This is a genomic window from Megamonas rupellensis DSM 19944 (assembly GCF_000378365.1).
Taxonomy (GTDB): Bacteria; Bacillota; Negativicutes; order Selenomonadales; family Selenomonadaceae; genus Megamonas; species Megamonas funiformis.
The window spans coordinates 57,569-78,486 of sequence record NZ_KB899575.1 but is presented as its reverse complement, the minus strand read 5'-3'; the positions used below and the strand labels follow the sequence as shown (position 1 = coordinate 78,486).

General features: G+C 33.1%; 18 protein-coding genes and 1 pseudogene. 12 read left to right on the top strand and 7 right to left on the bottom strand.

What is annotated here, in order from left to right:
* Positions 1–54: 54 nt before the first annotated feature.
* Genes rpsF through rpsR form a run of 3 tightly spaced genes read left to right on the top strand, consistent with a single transcriptional unit; the run spans position 55 to position 1,067 of the window.
* Entirely contained in the window at positions 55–342 is a 288-nt protein-coding gene (gene rpsF / locus F553_RS0105410) for a 30S ribosomal protein S6 (protein ID WP_008539208.1), read from the top strand.
* A 30-nt stretch (positions 343–372) separates the two neighbouring features.
* Complete coding sequence (locus tag F553_RS0105405) at positions 373–819, top strand: single-stranded DNA-binding protein (protein WP_018999300.1); 447 nt, start codon at positions 373–375, stop codon at positions 817–819.
* A 14-nt stretch (positions 820–833) separates the two neighbouring features.
* Positions 834–1,067 (top strand): 30S ribosomal protein S18, encoded by a 234-nt coding sequence (gene rpsR, locus F553_RS0105400; RefSeq protein WP_008539206.1) that lies wholly within the window; start codon positions 834–836, stop codon positions 1,065–1,067.
* Between the two features lie 47 nt (positions 1,068–1,114).
* Here rpsR and F553_RS0105395 read toward each other — a convergent pair whose 3' ends face one another.
* From F553_RS0105395 to F553_RS0105370, 6 genes are all read right to left on the bottom strand, one after another.
* Positions 1,115–2,206, bottom strand: a complete 1,092-nt coding sequence (locus F553_RS0105395; RefSeq protein ID WP_018999299.1) for a Coenzyme F420 hydrogenase/dehydrogenase, beta subunit C-terminal domain — start codon at positions 2,204–2,206, stop codon at positions 1,115–1,117.
* Positions 2,207–2,282: 76 nt separating this feature from the next.
* The gene (murA, locus tag F553_RS0105390) at positions 2,283–3,548 is read right to left on the bottom strand and encodes a UDP-N-acetylglucosamine 1-carboxyvinyltransferase (RefSeq protein WP_008539204.1); all 1,266 of its coding nucleotides are present in this window, start codon (positions 3,546–3,548) and stop codon (positions 2,283–2,285) included.
* Positions 3,549–3,708: 160 nt separating this feature from the next.
* On the bottom strand, positions 3,709–4,383 hold the full coding sequence (locus tag F553_RS0105385; protein ID WP_018999298.1) for a TerC family protein: 675 nt from the start codon (positions 4,381–4,383) through the stop codon (positions 3,709–3,711).
* Positions 4,384–4,628: 245 nt separating this feature from the next.
* Positions 4,629–5,510 (bottom strand): LysR family transcriptional regulator, encoded by an 882-nt coding sequence (locus F553_RS0105380; RefSeq protein WP_008539202.1) that lies wholly within the window; start codon positions 5,508–5,510, stop codon positions 4,629–4,631.
* 58 nt (positions 5,511–5,568) lie between these two features.
* A complete protein-coding gene (cobT, locus tag F553_RS0105375; protein WP_018999297.1) occupies positions 5,569–7,491 on the bottom strand; it encodes a nicotinate-nucleotide--dimethylbenzimidazole phosphoribosyltransferase in 1,923 nt (640 codons plus the stop codon).
* On the bottom strand, positions 7,478–9,664 hold the full coding sequence (locus F553_RS0105370; RefSeq protein WP_018999296.1) for a Tex family protein: 2,187 nt from the start codon (positions 9,662–9,664) through the stop codon (positions 7,478–7,480). Before F553_RS0105370 ends, cobT begins: the two co-directional genes overlap by 14 nt.
* Positions 9,665–9,855: 191 nt before the next feature.
* Here F553_RS0105370 and metA point away from each other — a divergent pair, with 191 nt between their 5' ends.
* Together metA and F553_RS0105360 are read left to right on the top strand one after the other, a co-directional pair.
* Positions 9,856–10,788: a homoserine O-acetyltransferase MetA gene (gene metA / locus F553_RS0105365; RefSeq protein WP_008539197.1), complete on the top strand. Its 933-nt coding sequence runs from the start codon at positions 9,856–9,858 to the stop codon at positions 10,786–10,788.
* 29 nt (positions 10,789–10,817) lie between these two features.
* Entirely contained in the window at positions 10,818–12,023 is a 1,206-nt protein-coding gene (locus tag F553_RS0105360; RefSeq protein WP_018999295.1) for a D-alanyl-D-alanine carboxypeptidase family protein, read from the top strand.
* A 151-nt stretch (positions 12,024–12,174) separates the two neighbouring features.
* On the opposite strand, the gene F553_RS0105355 is transcribed toward F553_RS0105360, so the two are convergent.
* Complete coding sequence (locus tag F553_RS0105355) at positions 12,175–12,930, bottom strand: DeoR/GlpR family DNA-binding transcription regulator (RefSeq protein ID WP_008539195.1); 756 nt, start codon at positions 12,928–12,930, stop codon at positions 12,175–12,177.
* Positions 12,931–13,253: 323 nt separating this feature from the next.
* On the opposite strand from F553_RS0105355, the gene F553_RS0105350 reads away from it, so the two are divergent.
* The 7 genes and pseudogenes from F553_RS0105350 to F553_RS12740 form a co-directional block, all read left to right on the top strand.
* Positions 13,254–14,417 (top strand): iron-containing alcohol dehydrogenase, encoded by a 1,164-nt coding sequence (locus tag F553_RS0105350; protein WP_018999294.1) that lies wholly within the window; start codon positions 13,254–13,256, stop codon positions 14,415–14,417.
* A 27-nt stretch (positions 14,418–14,444) separates the two neighbouring features.
* Positions 14,445–15,290, top strand: coding sequence for a class II fructose-bisphosphate aldolase (locus F553_RS0105345; RefSeq protein ID WP_018999293.1), 846 nt, complete (start codon positions 14,445–14,447; stop codon positions 15,288–15,290).
* A gap of 33 nt (positions 15,291–15,323) precedes the next feature.
* Entirely contained in the window at positions 15,324–16,355 is a 1,032-nt protein-coding gene (iolC, locus tag F553_RS0105340; protein ID WP_008539192.1) for a 5-dehydro-2-deoxygluconokinase, read from the top strand.
* Positions 16,355–17,164 (top strand): 5-deoxy-glucuronate isomerase, encoded by an 810-nt coding sequence (locus F553_RS0105335; RefSeq protein ID WP_018999292.1) that lies wholly within the window; start codon positions 16,355–16,357, stop codon positions 17,162–17,164. The genes iolC and F553_RS0105335 overlap by 1 nt, the downstream gene beginning before the upstream one ends.
* A gap of 278 nt (positions 17,165–17,442) precedes the next feature.
* Entirely contained in the window at positions 17,443–19,389 is a 1,947-nt protein-coding gene (gene iolD / locus F553_RS0105330; protein ID WP_018999291.1) for a 3D-(3,5/4)-trihydroxycyclohexane-1,2-dione acylhydrolase (decyclizing), read from the top strand.
* Positions 19,390–19,465: 76 nt separating this feature from the next.
* A complete protein-coding gene (locus F553_RS0105325; protein ID WP_018999290.1) occupies positions 19,466–20,089 on the top strand; it encodes a flavodoxin family protein in 624 nt (207 codons plus the stop codon).
* Positions 20,090–20,174: 85 nt separating this feature from the next.
* A pseudogene (locus tag F553_RS12740) lies at positions 20,175–20,663 on the top strand (sugar O-acetyltransferase); the annotation flags it as partial.
* Positions 20,664–20,918 lie beyond the last annotated feature (255 nt).

The window sequence follows — 20,918 nt, the reverse complement described above, 5'->3', positions numbered from 1 at the left end:
CGGAATTAATCCCTGCCCATTTGTGGGCCGATAGTCCAAAGAGGAGGTGATTTCGTGAGAAAGTACGAAGTCGTATTTATTATTAGACCAATGGAAGAAGAAGCAACTAATGCTGTTATCGAAAAGTTCTCTAACTTAATCGTTGCCAATGGTGGTACTATTGACAAAGAAGATCGTTGGGGCAAAAAACGTTTGGCTTATGAAATTAAAGACTGCACTGATGGTTTCTACTGCTTATTTGAATACACAGCAGAACCAGCTTGCTCTGCAGAACTTGATCGTGTAATGAAAATTACTGATGAAGTATTAAAACATATGATCGTTAGAGAAGACGAAAAATAATTATAAAGATTTGCCAGGGAGGAAATTACCATGAATAAGGTAATATTAGCAGGGCGTCTTGTGCGTGACCCAGAAGTACGTTACACGCAGACAGGAAAAGCGGTGGCAAGCTTTACTTTAGCTGTGAACCGTAGATTTAGTCGTAGTGCTGATCAACAACAAACAGCAGATTTTATTCCTATCGTAGTATGGGATAAATTAGCTGAAGTATGTGGCAACAATTTAGTAAAAGGCAGTCAAGTCTTGATTGAAGGTCGCATTCAAATTCGCAGTTATGATGCACAAGATGGAAGTAAACGCTATGTTACTGAAGTCATAGCCCAAGAACTTGAGTTTATGGGTTCTAGACCAACAAGTGCTCCAGCACCAACACAGCAATTCGGTGGTGCACAAATGCAGACTTCATCTCCAATGATGGGTGGAGCAGCAGCATCTTTCGGTTCTGAAGTACCCCCTGACGAAGAAATACCATTTTAAGGAGGGTAACAACATTGGTTAAACGCGATAGAAACAGAAGACCAAAAAGAAAAGTTTGTAGCTTCTGCGCTGATAAAATCGAACATATCGATTATAAAGACGTAGCAAAACTCCGTCGTTTCATTACAGAACGTGGTAAAATTTTACCTCGTCGTATTTCCGGTAACTGTGCTTGCCACCAACGTCAAGTAACAGTTGCAATTAAAAGAGCTCGTAACATCGCTCTTTTACCTTTCACAGCTGAATAATTTAGCGATAATTAAGCCGATATCATTTGATATCGGCTTTTTTGCATTTAAAAATAATTTTTTAACATATAACTGAAATCGTGTTGAGCATAGTCTTGCCAAAATTGTTCATATGTTTCTGGTTTTTTTGTAGGTTTATGCAAGCGAGGGCTTTTTTCAATAGATTTTTGAAAATCTTTAGCAAAATAGATTAAATCTTCTTTAGCTTTAGTAAATAGTGATTTGCCATTTTGCGTATTGATTAATAACATAGAAATGCCTTTATCATCATCAATATCTTCGCTGTTTACATTATCAGAGAAGTAATTCCAAAAATCGCCAATAGTTAAATCGCTCACTCTATCTAAATTCGTATAAGCACAATTATAACAGGAACTCCTGAGGAAATTTCCCTTTAAAAATCCTTTGATATATTCATTAGTATCTTTATAAGAAATATCTTTTTTGTTGTTATCAAATTTAGCGATTACTTGATAGCGACGCCAGCCTGGTTTTTCACGAAATTTAAAATCAATGACATTAGCATTATGTGTGGATTTTAAATGATTTAGATAATCTTTGAATATCTGTGGTGAAGGCACACCATGGCAAAGTAAATCAACTGTGAATAATTGACCTTCATAGCGTTTTTTGAGAAAAGCATATAGACCAGCAACTTGGCAAGGTGTGCCGGAAAATAATACTTTTTCGCCTTGAAGTAATAATTTACGGATATCCTTATATGTTGTTCCAATAAAACTCTGTACATATTTAGAGCCAATCAATAAAGGATAATCTTCGATTTTATTGATGATGATATGTTTAGCTTTTAAATCATCAGTCAAAGTTGAGCCACAAACATAAAAATTTTGGGATAGTGCTTGTAGCATTAAAGCGGTAAATAATCCTCCTGAAGCTGCCTGTTGACGCTTTTTAGGATTTTTATGCCAGCAAGCATAGATTTCAGTTAAGTTTTCTTCATTATGTGGTTTGAAGTATACAGGACAAGATTTATGGCACAATCCACAATTAATACATTTTTCTTTGTCGATTTGAGGTTGCCAAAAACCTTGTTTGTCGGTGATTACTTGTATTGCATTTTTAGGACAGATATTTTGACAAGATAAACAACCAGTACAACTATTTTTTGAGCACAGCATAAGTAAAACCTCCTTGTTATACCAAAATAGCCAAGATAGATAATGACTATCTTGGCTATTTATGTACACACAATTTTTAGTTATCAACACGACAAATGTCTGCACCTAATCCACATAATTTTTCTACGAGATTATCGTATCCTCTATCAATATGATGAATATAAGATACTTCAGTTTCGCCATTAGCAACTAAACCAGCAAGTACCATGGCAGCTCCAGCACGTAAGTCTGTAGCTTTTACTTGACAACCATTTAATGAAGGAACACCTTCAACAATAGATGTGCGTCCATCAACTTTAATACAAGCTCCCATACGTTTTAATTCATCTACATGCATAAAACGATTTTCAAATACAGTCTCTGTAACAAGACCTGTACCATCAGCAATAGTGAGCATTGCCATAAATTGAGCTTGCATATCTGTAGGAAATCCTGGATATGGTAGAGTTTTAATATCGATAGCTTTGGGGCGCTTGTTACAGCTAACACGGATACCATCGATATCTTCTTCAATTTTAACTCCTGCTTCATTTAATTTTGCAATAACAGGTTTTAAATGTTCACTAATAGCATTTTCTATATAGATATCTCCGCCAGTCATGGCTACAGCCACCATATAGGTTCCAGCTTCAATTCGGTCAGGAATAATTGTATAGTTATGACCAATTAATTTTGGCACACCTGTAATTTTGATCACATTTGTACCAGCACCGCGAATTTTAGCTCCCATGATGTTTAAGAAATTAGCTAAATCGATAATTTCTGGTTCTTGAGCAGCATTTTCAAGTATAGTCTGACCTTCAGCCATACATGCTGCCATGATGATATTTTCTGTAGCACCGACACTTGGGAAATCAAGATAAATACTAGTTCCTTTTAGCCCATTTGGTGCAGTAGCACTGATAAAGCCGTGTCCGATTTCGATTTCAGCTCCAAGAGCTTCAAAACCTTTGAGGTGTAAATCGATAGGTCTAGTACCAATAGCACAGCCACCAGGCATGGAAATTTTAGCTTTTCCATAACGTGCTAATAGAGGTCCCATAATAACAAAGGAAGCTCTCATTTTACGTACTAAATCATATGGTGCATCAACTGTTTTTAAAACAGTACTATCAACAAACAATGTATGTTGTTGACGATTGAAATCAACTTTAGCACCAAGCTGACGCAGAACTTCAGCGATTGTGCAGACGTCGTTTAAATAAGGTACTTCGTCTAAAACACATGGCTTATCCTGGGCCAGAAGAGTTGCTGCAATAATAGGCAGTACAGCGTTTTTTGCACCGCTAATTTTTACACGACCATGCAATTCATGACCGCCATGTATAATCAACTTTTCCAATTTTCATCCTCCACAAGACTTATATCTTTATTATTTTATCATTTACCTTTATGTATAGCAATAAGAAATTATATATATTATCTATAGACAAAGTGATTTAGAGTAAAAATAAAAAAGCTCTATTAATTTTTTGATAACTAATAGAGCTTTTAGATATATTTTATTTTTTAGCTACTTTTTGGCTATAAACGATAATTGCTCCGATAAAGAGAACAGGTAGAATATAATTCATATATTCAGTTAAAGATAACAAGAAATTACCAATGATTTTATCATGAAGTATCATACTAGCAGAAGTGTAAGCTAAGATAGCAGAGCCAAGAGTGATGAGGATAGGTAATCTATCCATTAAGTTGGAAATGATTTGGCTACCCCATACAACGATAGGAATACTAATAGCTAAACCTAATAATACAAGCACCATATCACCATGAGCAACACCAGCGATAGCCAATACATTATCTATGCCCATAGCAGCATCAGCAATGATAATTGTTTTGATAGCAGTGGCAAAACCAGTAGAAGCACTAAGAGAATTTGTATCTTCAAGATTGTGTTTTTCTGGTTTTAATAATTTAAAAGCTATTGGCAATAAGATAAGACCGCCGATTGCTTGTAAAAAAGGAATGGTTAATAAATATGTTGCAATTAAAGTCATGATAGCACGAATTACTACAGCACCGGCAGTACCAATATAAATGGCACGTTTACGCATGTTTTCTGGTAATTTACGAGAAGCCATAGCAATGACTACAGCGTTATCACCAGCTAATACTAAATCAAGTAAGATAATAGAACCTAAAGCTAATAAAAATTGAGTAGATAAGATTTCCATAAATTGCTCCTTCCATTAAAAGTCTTTTGAACACAAAAAAAGACTTTTAATACACACATGAATTATATGCGTATTAAAAGTCTCACTTATCGAAAATAATCGACGTTATTGCCAGAAGCGATTGCTACAGTGATTGTTGACAATAACACAAGGAAGTTACTCCCTTTTAATATCGTTATTATTATAATAGATAAATATAAAATCTGTCAATGAGAATAGAAATAATTTATTTTAAAAAGTAATGATTATTTATTTGATGATAATTGTAAACATTCATCAATTACTTCTTGCATTTCTGGTGGTATGAATTTGTTTTTATGATAAACAATATTAAATTGACGTTTAAATACAAGTTCAGGCATAGTAAAAGTTTTTAATTTGCCTTCTTTTAATTCATCTTTGATAGCTTCAGTAGAGATTACAGAAACACCTAAACCGCTGATGACAGCTTTTTTTATAGCTTCCATGCTATTGTAAATACCAGCAGTTTGATAATAAATATTATGTCTGTGCATTACTTGTTCAAATAATTCACGAGTTCCACTGCCTGTTTCACGAACGAAAAATCTTAGTTTTGTTAAATCTTCAAGAGTGATTTCTTTATCAGCTAATGGGTGATTTTGTCCAATGATGAAGACTAATTCATCATTCATAAAAGGTTTAGTAATCAAGTATTCAGAATGGATTTCACCTTCAACTAAAGCTAAATCTAAGCTATCATTTAAAAGCATTTCTTCAAGCTCAGAGGTGTTATGAATTTCTGAAAAGATTTCTTTGCCAGAACCATTATGGGAAATATGCTGAATTAAATCAATGAGAAAATTACTACCGATAGTGATACTAGCACCAATGCGAAGATGATATACTTCATTGAATGCACGCATAGCTTGTTCTGTTTGAGCGTTCAGATTGATCAAATTGCGAGAATAACGTAATAATCTACGACCTGCCTCTGTAATAAAAATGCGACGACCTAAACGTTCAAATAGAAGTGTTTGATAATGTGCTTCTAATTCTTGAATAACTTGACTTACAGATGGTTGAGTCATATGAAGTTTTTTGGCAGCAGCAGTAATACCATTTTCTTCACAAACTTTAATAAATATAGCTAAATGTCTAAGTGTCATTATTACTCCTCTTTGTATTTATAAAATCTAAAATTAAAAATGTTTCACGTGAAACATTTTATTTATCTACTTGAATACCAGCTCCAGGTCCATCAGTAGCTATGGCAACGCCTGCTTCAGCAAATGTCTTCATATCTTTCATCATTTGAAGAGATGCGTCAATTAATTTCATGCCCAAGCTACAGATACAACCACCGCCTGTAGTTATATTTAAGTCTAAATAATCAGGACATACAAACATTAGATAAGGATTGATAGCAGGAGCTAAAACTAAAGCGTATTTTAAAGCGATAGTGGATACTAAATCATCAGATAATGTCAATATGCCATTGCTAGCAGCACCTATGGCGATACCTGCCATAAAAGCGATTTGTTGTAAATCTTCTGTAGGTGTTAAGGAAAGAAAACCGCGTTTACCGTAACGTAAATCACCATTAGGTAGACATAATTGTTGTTGAATATTTAAGCTAAATGTACCACAAATTTCTTTAGGATGAGTTTCACAGCAAGCTATGCCTAAAACTTCAATATTTTTGATTTTAGAGCCATAACTTATACCTTGTAAAAGACTGAAGGATAATGTCTTTTCTGTGAGATTGGATTGTGGAATAGCAGTGAAATGATAATCTGCATTAGCATGATGAGCAAATGATTGAGTGAGTCGATGTTGTACGATACTACAGCTCTTTTCAGATGTTAAAACAATGATTTTTTTGCGTACAGATGTAGGTTTTACTTTTTTTACAATACCAGATATATGTTCAGCTATTTCTTCTAATCTACCTAAACTATAAATAGGTTTAGTCAGATTATCAATGCGAAATCTACATTGTTTTTGGATATCTGCGTCTAAAGCTGGAATATTGCGAGTGCGTTTTAATAATGTGGTCTTTGTATTTAAATCTGCTTGAGGAATGTTAGGGCGGATTAACTTATCTGTTTCAGCAAGTGCTGCTTGATATACAGATTGATAAGCTTCAATAGCACAATCTAAGATATTAACAGCGATAGATGAGCCTGTAGCTTCGCCTAAGCGGAATTGTAAGTCCATGTATGGAGATAGATTTAATTTCTTTAAAATAGCGTTATGAGCTGGTTCAGCAGCTAAATGAGATGCCATAAGATAATTTGTTATTTCAGGGCAAATAGCTTGAGCGACTAAAGCAGCTGAGCCTGTATTAAAGCCATCTAAAACGACAAAGCAACGATTAGCGGCAGCACCTAATATTATGCCTGTGATACAAGCAAGTTCAAAGCCACCTAATTTACTGATGACATCAATACCATCAGTAGGGTCAGGTTTATTTACTTTTAAAGCTTGTTTTACTACTTCAATTTTAATGGCAAGTCGTTCATCAGAAATATTAGTTCCTCTACCTGTTGCTTGTTTAGGTGTTAGATTACAAAGACAAGCTACCATAGCAGCACTTGATGTAGTATTAGCAATACCCATTTCTCCAGGCAAGAAACAGCGATATCCTTGTTTAGCATATTCATTTACAAGTTCTATACCAGTTTCAATAGCACGAATTGCTTGTTCACGAGTCATTGCAGGGCCTTTAGCACAGTTTTGTGTGCCATGAGCGATTTTGCGGTCGATTAATCCAGGAATATCATCGACAGGAGCTTTGATACCCATATCTACAACTATCATATCAGAACCACAAAAATTAGACATGCAATTGGCTACAGCACCTTTAGAAACAAGGTAATTTTTAGTCATATGTGCTGTTGTTTCTTGAGGATAAGCGCTGACATTCATTTCAGCAACACCATGGTCGCCACAAGTTATGATAGTGAATTTTTTAGGAATTTCAGGGTGAATTTGACCTGTGATACCTACATAGCGTAATAATAGATTTTTTAACTCACCAAGACCATCTGCATTTGTCATGGTTTGAGCTAATTTATTTTCAACAAATTTAATCGCTCTTTGATCTGGTGGTAAGATTTTTTTTATAGTTTGATTAAGCAAGGACATTATTGTTCTCCTTTGTTACTTGTTTAAGGCTTAAGCCAATGCGATTGCGTTTAGCATCTACACTGATGACTAAAACATTTAAAATATCACCAACAGATACAACATCTAATGGGTGTTTTACATGTTTATTGCTTAATTCAGAGATATGAATAAGACCAGCAGTCTTGATACCAATGTCAACAAAAACACCGAAATCAGTGATATTGCGAACTGTACCACGCATGATAGTACCCACCTTGATATCTTCTAATTTGATGATATTTTGGCGTGTAAGTGGTGCTGGTAAATCTTCACGTGGGTCGCGACCTGGTTTTGTTAGAGCATCTAAGATATCTTTAACAGTAAAAACGCCAGCATTTAATTTAGTAGCTAATTTATCTATATCCACTAATTTAATTTTAGCTTTAAGTAAATCTAATTTATTTTTATCGGCTAAATCATCAAGGGAAAATCCCAATTCAGCTAATATTTGCTCAGCAAGAGGATATGATTCAGGATGTACAGGCGTATTATCAAGTGGACAAGTAGCACCATTGATGCGCAAAAATCCTGCACATTGAGTATAAGCTGTAGGTCCAAGACGAGAAACTTTTAATAGTTCTTTACGTGAAGCAAATATGCCATGTTCATCACGATACTTAATGATATTTTTAGCTACAGTAGCATTGATACCAGCAATATGTTTTAAAAGAGCAGCAGAAGCTGTATTTAGTTCTACACCTACATGGTTAACAGCAGCTTCAATAACAGCATCTAAAGTATTAGCTAATTCTTTTTGATTGACATCATGTTGATATTGACCGACGCCAATAGCTTTAGGTTCAATCTTTACAAGTTCCGCTAATGGGTCTTGAATACGACGAGCGATAGAGATAGCGCCACGAATAGTTACATCATATTCAGGTAATTCTTCTACAGCTAATTTGGAAGCAGAATAAACAGAAGCGCCTGCTTCGTTAGTGATTAGATAATGAACAGGTAATTTATGTTCATTGATTAAATTAGCTACGAATTCTTCTGTTTCATAAGAAGCAGTACCATTGCCGATAGAGATTAAATTTACTTTATATTTTTGAATATAATCTAATAGCTTCTGTGCAGATTTTGCTTTAGCGTCATCACTCATAGTGATATATAATACACCATGGTCTAAAACTTGTCCTGTAGCATCGACAATTGCCATTTTACAACCTGTACGATATCCAGGGTCAAGTCCCATTACAGTATAGCCAGCTAGTGGTGCTTGTAAGAGCAATTGTTTGAGATTGGAAGCAAATACATGGATGGCTTGAGTCTGAGCTGTTTCAGTAAGCTGATTGCGAATTTCTCTTTCAAGTGCAGGGAAGATTAGACGTTTATAGGCATCAATGATTGCATTTGTAAGAAATTCTTTGTATGGACTATTTTGTTTTAAGATAAATTTAGTGATGATAGCAATATCTTTATCTATATCACTGATTAACTTTACTTTTAAAATATCTTTACTTTCACCGCGATTGATAGCTAAAATGCGATGTGATGGTAGATGTTTAATTGGCTCTGTATAATCTTCGTACATGAGAAAAGCTTCATCACTGTCAGCTTCTTTATCTCTAGTAATGCTCAATGAAGAAGTTTGCCAGAGGTGTTGGCGAAGTTTAGCACGAATATCCGCACTATCAGAAATAGTTTCGGCAATGATGTCAGAAGCGCCAGCGAGTGCTTCATCGCTAGAAGTTACTTCATCATTTAAATATTTCAAGGCGATATCTTCAAGTTTTTCAGAGCTATCTTCTTGTTTTAAGATAAATTGAGCGAGTGGCTCTAAACCTTTTTCTTTAGCAATCATAGCACGAGTGCGTTTTTTCTGTTTATATGGTAGATATATGTCTTCAAGTTCTTGAAGTTTTTCTACTTTATCTATAGCCAAGGAGAGTTCAGGAGTCATTTTTCCTTGTTCTTCAATGCTATTTTTTATTTCATTTTGACGTTTAATTAAATTACGTACATAAATAAGCTTATCGTTTAAATCACGAAGCTGTTCATCTTTCATATCGCCAGTTGCTTCTTTACGATAACGTGCGATAAAAGGAATAGTATTACCTTCGTCTATGAGTTTTATAGCAGCATTTATTTGACTTGTTTTTAGTTTAAGTAGATTTGCTAGATAAGCTGTGATATTTTGTTCAAGCATAAAAAGTCTCCTTAATAAATGTTATTAGTAATTATATCATATAATATGAAAAAAAAGTTATAGATAAAAGCTCAAGAGTCAAATTCAATCTTAATTGACGAGGTTTTATCGCTGTGATAGAATTAACGCCATAGCAAAAAGTTTTTAGATATTACATAAAATTTATAATAATAGTGGGAGGATAAGAAAATATGCCTATAAAAATACCAAGTACATTACCAGCTTCACAAATACTAGAGAGCGAAAATATTTTCGTGATGGATACCGAAAGAGCTTATACACAAGATATTCGTCCCCTCAAGATTTTAATTTTAAATTTAATGCCTAATAAAACTGTTACAGAAACGCAATTATTAAGACTTTTAGGTAATACACCACTACAGATTGAAGTAGATTTTATTTATACAGAGTCTTATTTACCAAAACATACATCAATACAGTATTTATCTCAATTTTATGGTACTTTTGAAGATGTAAAAGATAAATATTATGATGGTTTTATCATCACAGGTGCACCTGTTGAACGTATGGAATATGAAGAAGTAGCATATTGGAAAGAGGTATGTGAAATTATGGATTGGAGCAGAAAACATGCTTGGTCTACTTTCCATATTTGTTGGGGTGCTTTTGCAGGACTTTATCATCATTATGGTATAAAAAAATATTATGAACCTAAAAAAGTATTTGGTGTATATAAACATCATTTAAATGTAAAACATGAAAAATTATTCCGTGGTTTTGATGATGAATTCTATGTACCACATTCTCGTCATATCGGTATGAAAAGAGAAGATATTGAAAAAGTAAAAGATTTAACTATCATGGCAGAAGGCGATGCAGGAGTTTATATTGTTGCTAATTTGAAAGATAATGAATTTTTCATTACAGGTCATGCAGAATATGATCCATATAGCTTGAAAAGCGAATATGATAGAGATATAAAAGCTGGTATGGATATGCATATTCCTATCAATTATTATCCTGATGATGATCCAACAAAAGAGCCGATTGTAAGATGGAGAAGTGTAGCTAACTTATTATTTAATAACTGGCTTAACTATTATGTATATCAGGAAACTCCATATGATATTGATACACTTAAACAAAATCCTAGACGTAAATAAATTAGATAAAGAGAGAAGCGTTTATTTTTATGTATTTAAAAAAGATAGCTATAATTTTTAGCTTATGTTTATTGATTTGCAATATAGCTTTGGCAAAGACCTTGCCTAACCCTGATACAAGTGCAGTGTCAGCTTGTTTAATAGATGCTGATGATAATGGTGTATTATATGGTAAAGATGAAGATAAAATAATGCATCCTGCTAGTACCACAAAAATAATGACAGCCATTTTAGCTTTAGAAAGTGGCAAATTAGACGAGCCATTAGTGATAACGCCAGAAGCAGTGAATACAGAGCCTTCTTCTTTGGGTTTAAGATTAGGCGATAAAATAACTTTAAGAGAAGCTTTGACTGGTATGATGATAGTATCTGGCAATGATGCAGCCGTAGCTGTAGCGCAAACAGTAGCGGGAAGTGTACCAGCATTTGCTAAAATGATGAATGACAAAGCAAAAGAATTAGGAGCAGTAAATACGCATTTTCTAAATCCTCATGGACTTACAGCTCAAGGTCATTATTCTACTGCTCATGATATGGCAATTATTGCAAGTTATGCTATGAAAAAGCCTGAATTTAGAGAAATAGTAAGTAAAAAAGCATATAATATGAAATACATGGATGGTCATACTGAATATGTAACTACTACAAATCGCTTTTTAAAAAGTGGTTTTGAAGGTGCTAATGGTATAAAGACAGGTTTTACAAATGCAGCAGGAGATTGCTTAGTAGCTTCAGCTACACGTGGGCAAAAAACTTTGATTGCAGTATTTTACAATGATGATTATCGTTGGGACGATGCACCAGCTTGGCTTGAATTTGGCTTTAGTTTCTATGATCCTAGTGAATTGCAAGATAAAACTGTAGTAAATAAACAAAATGTAATTAAATTAAATAAAATTACAGAACAAAGAATAAAACACAGTAGAGAAACAAATAAAAATTTAGCAGCTTTAGATGCTGCAATTGTCAACAGAGCTAAAAGCTTAAATAATAAAACAACAGATGTAGCAGATACAGCACAACAAACAAAAGCAAAAGATGTAGATGTAGCTGAAAATACAAAAGTAGAAGTATCTAGTGATGTAGACAATAATATAAGTAATGATGAGTATAAAGAAAATAATAGTAGTGAAGAAAATGTCAAAGTTGTTTCTGATGTAACAACAGATATGAATACAACTGAGATAACAACATCAGAAGAATTAAACCCATCATTAGAAAAGTATGTATATTGATAAAAAACTCTTTGTTAAATATTAAAATCAATATTTAACAAAGAGTTTTTATTTTTAGGTAAGAAAGACAAAGCCTCCAGTTTTGATATGTACTATCTTTACTGAACAAAACCAGTAAGAAGAGTGTACATCAAAACTGGGGGCTTTATTTTTAAGGTGTTACTAAATGAACATTATTATGTTTGAAATAATCGTTGTATTTTGAGGAGAATTTATTATCGGAGATGATATAGTCCATATCTTTTAATTTAGCAAAAGTAACTAAGGAAACTTGGTCTATTTTTGTAGAATCTACTAATAAAATTTTAGTTTTACTGTTACTTGTAAGATATTTTTTTATATCTCCTTCCATTGGAGATGCATTTGTAGCACCATTTTCAATAGAAATACCTGTAGCAGCCAAAAAGCATTTTGAGATATTAAATCCTTCTAAAAATTGGAGAACACTTGCTCCAACAAAGGCATTAGATGGGCGATAAAGAGTGCCACCAGTAGCAATTATATTCATTTGTGGATAATGAAAAGCTTCATTAATTACATAAACGTTAGCTGTTAAAATGGTAAGATTTTTCTTTTCTGCTAAATATGGAATCATATGCATTGTAGTAGTTCCAGAATCAATGTAAATAATGTCGTTATCGTCTACAAGATTTGCAGCTAATTTAGCTAGCTGTTTCTTTTTCGTCTTATTTTTTATTTCGCGAGCAGCAAATGGTTCTGGAATATTAGTTTGATTTCGCATAATGCCACCATAGACTTTTTTGATGGTACCACGCTTTTCTAATTCAGCAATATCTCTACGAATTGTATTTTTGGATACATTAAAGATTTCACATAAGTGGTTAATAGATAAAGTATTTTGTTCCTCTAAGAGGTTTTCAATATCATTCAAACGAGTTGCTTTCATCTTATACACCGCCTAATTATAATATTATCAAAAAATATGGTTTCAAATGGGTAAATTTTGGTTAATTTAATCATTTTTTATAATTATATTATTATTATTTGTTTTTTTCAAGATATTTATAACACAAAGATTTTATCGATTTTATAAGAGTTATATATTCTATAAGTTACTCAAATATATAAAAAATATATATTAAATCTATTGACAAAATTACAAAAATGTATTAACTTATAATCAAAAGATAATCATAAAATAATCATAAAATTAATATTTTGTATCCGGATTATATGGCTGGATTTTAATAATTAAGGAGTTGAATAGACATGGGCGTGTTTTTAGTTCCATCAAAAATCTTATCTGGTGTAGGTGCAATCAATGAATTAGGTGCTAATATTAAAGGAAAAGGAAATAAAGCATTAATTGTTACTGATAAATTTATGGTACAATTTGGTAATGTTGCAAAAGTTACCAATGCTCTTGATGCATGTAATATTGAATATGTGGTATATGATGGTATTAGTGGTGAACCAACAGATAAAATGGTAGCTGAAGGTGTAAAACTTTATCAAGAAAATGAATGTGATTTCTTGATTGGTTTAGGCGGCGGTAGCCCAATGGATAGTGCTAAGGCTATTGGTGTAATGGTAGCTAGTGATGCTAAAAAAATCAGTGATTTTATGCATAAATCAATAACTGTTAACGTACCATATTTAGTAGCTATTCCAACTACAGCAGGTACAGGTTCAGAAGCTACTCAATTTACAATTATTGCTGATACAGAAAATAATGTAAAAATGCTTTTAGCAGGTCCATCTGTATTACCAGCATTAGCAGTAGTTGATCCAGCATTTACAATGACAGCTCCTCCATCTGTTACAGCTGCAACAGGTGTTGATGCTCTTTGTCATGCAGTAGAAGCTTATACATCTAGAAAAGCACAACCACTTTCTGATACATTTGCATTATCTGCTATCAAAAAAATTCATAAAAATTTACCTATTTGTTTTGCTGATGGTAAAAATGAACAAGCTAGAATGCAGATGGCACTTGGTGCAACTGAAGCTGGCATAGCATTTAATAACTCTTCTGTAACAATTGTTCATGGAATGAGTCGTCCAATTGGAGCATTGTTCCATATTGCTCATGGTGTATCCAATGCAGTATTATTACCAGCTTGTATGGAATTTGCTATTCAAGAAAATACAGCAAGATTTGCTGAAATTGCACGTATTATGGAAGTAGCAACAGATGAAACTGATGATATGACAGCAGCTAAAGCTTTTGTAGCTGAAGTGACACGTTTCTGTAAAGAATTAAATATTCCTTCTGTTGAAGAAATTTTAAATAAAAATGGATTTACAAAAGATGATTTCTTAGCTCAATTAAACAAAATGGCTACAGATGCATTAGATAGTGGTAGCCCTGCAAATACAATGAGACAACCAACTAAAGAAGAAATCATTGAAATCTACAAAAAATTGTTTTAATTGATATATAATTAAGGAGTAAAAACTATGGCATTAGCTAAATTAAGTGAGCTTTTGAGCTCTGTAAAAGATAATAGTTATGCAATTGGTTCATTTAATGTTTCAAATATGGAAATGGCAATGGGAGCAATAAAAGCAGCAGAAAAAATGCAAGCTCCTATTATCATTCAGATTGCAGAAGGAAGACTTAGATATTCTCCATTAGAAATTTTAGGACCAATCATGATGGCAGCAGCAAAAAATACAACTGTGCCAATCGCCGTACATTTAGATCATGGTGGAACTATGGAAACAATAAAATTAGCTCTTGAATTGGGCTTTACATCTGTAATGTTTGATGGTTCTAAATATCCTCTTGAAGAAAATATCGCACGCACAAAAGAAGTAATTGCTTTGGCAAAATCCTATGGTGCTGATGTAGAAGCAGAAATTGGACGTGTAGGTGGAGCAGAAGGCGATTATAAAGCAGTAGATATTGCACTTACTAGTGTAGAAGAAGCAAAATGCTTTGCAGAAGAAACAAAAGTAGATGCTTTAGCTGTAGCTATTGGTACTGCTCATGGTAATTATAAAGAAACACCAAAATTGCGTATTGATAGATTAAAAGAAATTGCAGCTGAAGTTAGTTGTCCACTAGTATTACATGGTGGTACAGGTCTTACAGAACAAGATTTTAAAAACTGTATTGCAGGTGGTATTAAAAAGATAAATATAGCGACTGCTTCTTATGATAGTGTAGCTAAACGTTTTAAAGAAGTGGCAAAAGAAGATCCAGATGCAAATTATTTTACATTTAGTGATGCTGCTGTAAATGCTACTTGTGAAAATATTATGAGACATATGGAAATATTTGGCTTGAAAAATAAATTATAATTCGGCAAATATATAGATTAAGGAGAGAACAACATGGCTTTAATAGAATTTGATCAAAATAAACCAATGGATATAGTTTTAATTGGTAGAGCTGCTATTGATTTTAACCCAAATGAAATACATCGTACTTTAGATAAAGTAAGAACTTTCACTATGTATGTAGGAGGTAGCCCTGCAAATATTGCTGTAGGTGTTAATAAACTTGGTAAAAAAGTAGGATTTATTGGTGCTGTATCTGATGATCAATTTGGTGATTTCATCATTAATTTCTTCAATGATAGAGGTATTGATACAACTCAGATCGTAAGAGCTAAAAATGGTGAAAAACTTGGTCTTACTTTCACTGAAATTAAAAGTCCAACAGAAAGCAGTATTTTGATGTATAGAAATATGGCTGCTGATTTTGTAATTACTCCAGAAGATGTGTCTGAAGAATATATTGCACAAAGCAAAATCTTATTAGTATCTGGTACAGCTCTTGCAGCAAGCCCATCTCGTGAAGCTTGTCTTATGGCAATTAATTATGCTAAAAAGCATGGTACAAAAGTTATTTTTGATATTGACTATCGTGAATACAACTGGAGAAGTAAAGCAGATATTGCTGTTTACTATTCTTTAGTTGGACGCATGAGCGATGTTATTATTGGCTCTCGTGAAGAATTTAATTTAACTGAATATTTACCAGAAGAAAATGATGTAGCAGATTATGAAATAGCAGAAAAATATTTAAATTATGGTAATCAAATTGTTATTATTAAACATGGTAAAAAAGGTTCTGTAGCTTATGGCGCAGATAAAGAAGCTTTTAAAGTTGATTCTTATAAAATTAAACTTTTAAAATCCTTTGGTGGTGGAGATGCTTATGCTTCTGCATTTATCTATGGTCTTTTAGAAGGTTGGAGCTTAGCAGATTCTCTTCGTCATGGTACAGCACATGCAGCTATGGTTGTTGCTAGTCATAGCTGTTCTGAAGCAATGCAAGATGCACCAGCTATTGATGCTTTTATTCAAGAACATGCAGCTGAACAAGTTATTACTCCTGTTGAATGGAAGGTAGTGTTATAATGGCTGAAGCAAAATTTGGTAAAATGGGTGCACAATTAAAACATGGTTATAATAGTGCGACTATTTGTGAAAGCAATATGATGATGGATATTGGTATTCAAGTTATGAGTGCTGGTGAAAAACTTACTTTTAACAAACAAGCAAAAGAAGTTGCCTATGTAATTTTAACTGGTGAAGTAAAAATATCTTGGGAAAATAATACAGAAGTAATGAAACGTACTTCTTTATTTGATGAAAATCCTACTTGTTTGCATGTACCATTAGCTACAGAAGTTACTATAGAAGCTGTAGTAGATTCTGAGGTTTTAATCCAAAAAACAGAAAACGATACAAAATTTGCTCCTAAATTCTATCATCCAGAAGATGTACAAGCTGATGTCTTCGGTGGAGGTGTATGGAGCGGTACAGCAACAAGAACTGTTCGTACAATTTTTGATTATGAAAATGCGCCATATTCTAATATGGTAAATGGTGAAGTTATCAATAGCCCAGGTCGTTGGTCTAGTTATATACCACATTTTCATCCACAGCCAGAAGTATATGTATATAAATTTGACCGTCCACAAGGTTTTGGTGCAGCTTTTATTGGTGAAGATACCTTCCGTACAGAAACTAATGCATATGTAGCAATTCCTGGTGGTGATATACATCCACAGGTAACAGCTCCAGGTTATGCTATGTGGTATAGCTGGATGATAAGACATCTTCCAGATGATCCTTGGGCCAAAACTCGTATTGTATGTGAAGAACATGCTTGGCTTGAAGAAGATGGAGCAGAAGCAAAAATTTGGGATCCTCTAAAGAAATAAAATAAATTAAAAATAGAAAAATGGAAAAGCTATAATTTTGAATTATCAAGATTATAGCTTTTTTGTTTTTAAAAATGTTTAAAAATATAAAATATTATTAAAAAGATAATATAAACCTATTTTTTAGTTAATATTATATCTATAGTGTTCTTTTATTATATGATATAGTATTAATTGTAAAGGCAAGGTAGAAAACGAAATTTTATGTACATAAAGATAAATATTGCCCGTAGAAGCAAAATAGATATTGCAATCGGAAAAGAAAGGATTAGATAATAATGGCAAATACAGTTCGTCTTACAGTAGCACAAGCTTTAGTAAAATTTTTAAATAATCAATACATTGAATTTGATGGTAAACAAAATAAAATGTTTAAAGGTATCTTCACTATTTTTGGTCATGGTAATGTTGTTGGTCTTGGTGAAGCTTTAGAAAATGATCCAGGTGATTTAATTGTACATCAAGGTCGTAATGAACAAGGTATGGCTCATGCAGCAATGGGTTATGCAAAACAAAAAAGAAGAAAACAAATTTATGCATGTACTTCTTCTGTAGGACCTGGTGCAGCAAATATGGTAACAGCAGCAGCAACTGCAACTGCTAACTGCATACCAGTATTATTTTTACCTGGTGATGTATATGCAACTCGTCAGCCAGATCCAGTTCTTCAACAAATGGAACAACCACATGATTTATCTATTAGTACAAATGATGCTTTTCGTGCTGTATCTAAATATTGGGATAGAGTTACTCGTCCTGAACAGTTGATGAGTGCATGTATCAATGCAATGCGTGTATTGACTGATCCAGCTGATACTGGTGCAGTAACAATTGCACTTCCTCAAGATGTTGAAGGTGAAGCATATGATTATCCAGAATACTTCTTCCAGAAACGTGTTCATCGCATTGACCGCCGTCCTGCAACAAAAGCTATGGTTGAAGATGCAATTAAATTAGTCATTGCTAAGAAAAAACCAATGCTCATTTGTGGTGGTGGTGTAAAATATTCTGAAGCTTGGGATACATTTAGAGAATTTGCTCATAAATATAATATTCCATTTGGCGAAACACAAGCAGGTAAAGGGGTTATCGTTTGGGATGATCCAATGAATTTAAACGGTCTTGGTGAAACAGGTTGTATAGCTGCTAATGAAATTGCTAAAGAAGCTGACCTTGTAATCGGTGTTGGTACTAGATATACAGATTTTACAACATCTTCTAAATGGATTTTCCAAAATCCAGAAGTTTCTTTCTTAAATATCAATGTTTCTGAATTTCATGCATATAAATTAGACGGTGTACAGGTTGTAGCTGATGCTAAAGTAGCACTTGAAGCTATTGATGCTGAACTTGAAAAAACTGGTTGGAAATCTTCCTATACTACAGAAATTGCTGAAGCTAAAGCAAAATATGATGCAGAAGTTGATCGTTTATACAACTTAGAATATACAGGTAAAGATTTTGTTCCAGAAATTGATGATGCTTTAGATACAGATAAAGTATATGAAGAATTCCACAATATTACAGGTTCCTATCTAACTCAAAGCCGTGCATTTGGTATTATTAATCAATTTGTTGCTAAAAATGGTGGCGTTGTAGTAGGTGCATCTGGTTCTTTACCAGGAGATTTACAAAGAGGTTGGCGTGTATATAACCCTAATACTTACCATGTTGAATATGGTTTCTCTTGTATGGGTTATGAAGTAAATGCTTCTTTAGGTGTAAAAATGGCTGAACCTGATAAAGAAGTATATACTATGGTTGGCGATGGTGCATACATGATGCTTCATTCTGAACTTCCTACGTCTATTCAAGAACATAAAAAGATTAATGTTATGTTATTTGATAATATGACATTTGGTTGTATTAATAATCTTGAAATTGAACATGGTATGGGTAGCTTTGGTACAGAATTCCGTTTCAGAAATGAAAAAACTGGTAAATTAGATGGTGGCTTTGTACCAGTAGATTTTGCGATGAATGCAGCTTCTTATGGTTGCAAAACTTATAAAGCAACAACTGTAGAAGAATTAAAAGCAGCTTTAGAAGATGCTGAAAAACAAACAGTATCTACATTAATAGATATCAAAGTATTACCAAAAACAATGCTTCATGGTTATGGTCATTGGTGGCGTGTAGGTCAGCCTCAAGTTTCTAAGAGTGAAACTGTTCGTAAGGCATATGAAGCACTTAAAGTAGAACTTGCAAAAGCTAGACAATATTAATTGAAATATTAAAATGAATAAAAGTCCCATAATTTTATGGGACTTTTTTAGTATGATTTATTGGAGTGTAATAAAAATGAAAGTAGTAGCATTTAATGGTAGCCCTAGAAAAGGCGGTAATTGTGAACAAGCGTTAAATTTTATGGGAGAAGTATTTAATAACAATGGTATAGATTTTGAAATTGTACAAGTTGGTAATAAAATGATAAGAGGATGTTTAGCTTGTTATCATTGTTTACAGACTGGCAGTAGTTATTGTGTGCAAAAAGATGATGTTAATGAATGGATTGATAAAATGGTAGAAGCTGATGGTATAATCTTAGCATCTCCAGTTTATTATGGTGGTATATCAGGTACAATGAAATGCTTTTTAGATCGAGCTTTTTTAGCTGCTGGTCATAAACTTCATCATAAAGTAGGAGCATCTATAGTAACTGCTCGTCGTTCTGGAGCATTAGAAACATTTCAGCAATTAAATGCTTATCTTAATACCATGGAAATGATAATGCCAACAGCAGATTATTGGAATAATCTTCATGGATTAGATGTAGGAGAAATAAATCAAGATATTGAAGGCATTGAAGTTGTACAAAAATTAGCTCGTAATATGGCTTGGATAATGAAAGTAATAGAAGCAAGTAAAGGCAAGATTGATCCACCAGAAACAAAACCACGTACTATGACTAATTTTATACGTTAGAAATAAAAAAGAGTCTTGTTATCAAGGCTCTTTTTTTGCTAAACTAGAGAAAAGAATAAATATGTATTTTGAGGAGTAAAGTTGTATGACAAAAACAGCAAGACAATTACAAGAAGAAGGATTATTATACGATGTTTTTGAACAAGAATTAACTGATATAAAAGATAGAACATATGGTTTAGTCAGTGAATTGAGTAGAGCTAGTCATTTTGATATGGAATATGTAATGTCTTTAGTAAGAAAAATAGTAGCGAAAATAGGTCAAGATAGTTATATTGTGCCACCATTTCGTTGTGATTATGGTGACCATGTATTTATTGGCAATAACACATATATAAATTATAATTGTTGCTTTTTAGACTCAGCAAAAGTTACGATTGGCGATTATGTATATATGGGGCCAAATTGTAATATTTTCACACCATGTCATCCTATTCATCATGAATTACGTAAGGAAAAAGTAACAGAATACGCACTTCCTGTAACAGTAGGTTCACATAGCTGGATTGGTGGAGATGTAGTCATCACTCCAGGTGTTACTATTGGTGAAAATTGCGTCATTGGTGCAGGTTCTGTAGTAACAAAAGATATTCCAGATAATTCAATTGCGGTAGGTAATCCTTGTAAAGTAATTAGACAGATAAATGATAAAGATAGAGAATATATAAATAGTTTGATTTTAGATGATGAGACAAAAGATAGCAAATATAAACAAGAAAATGGTTATGTTTATAGTGCAAAAGATGAAGCTATTTTTAATATAGTGAAAGATACAGTTCATTATGTAGAGATTTTAAACAAATTATCTAATAGTGAAATTCAGCGTCGT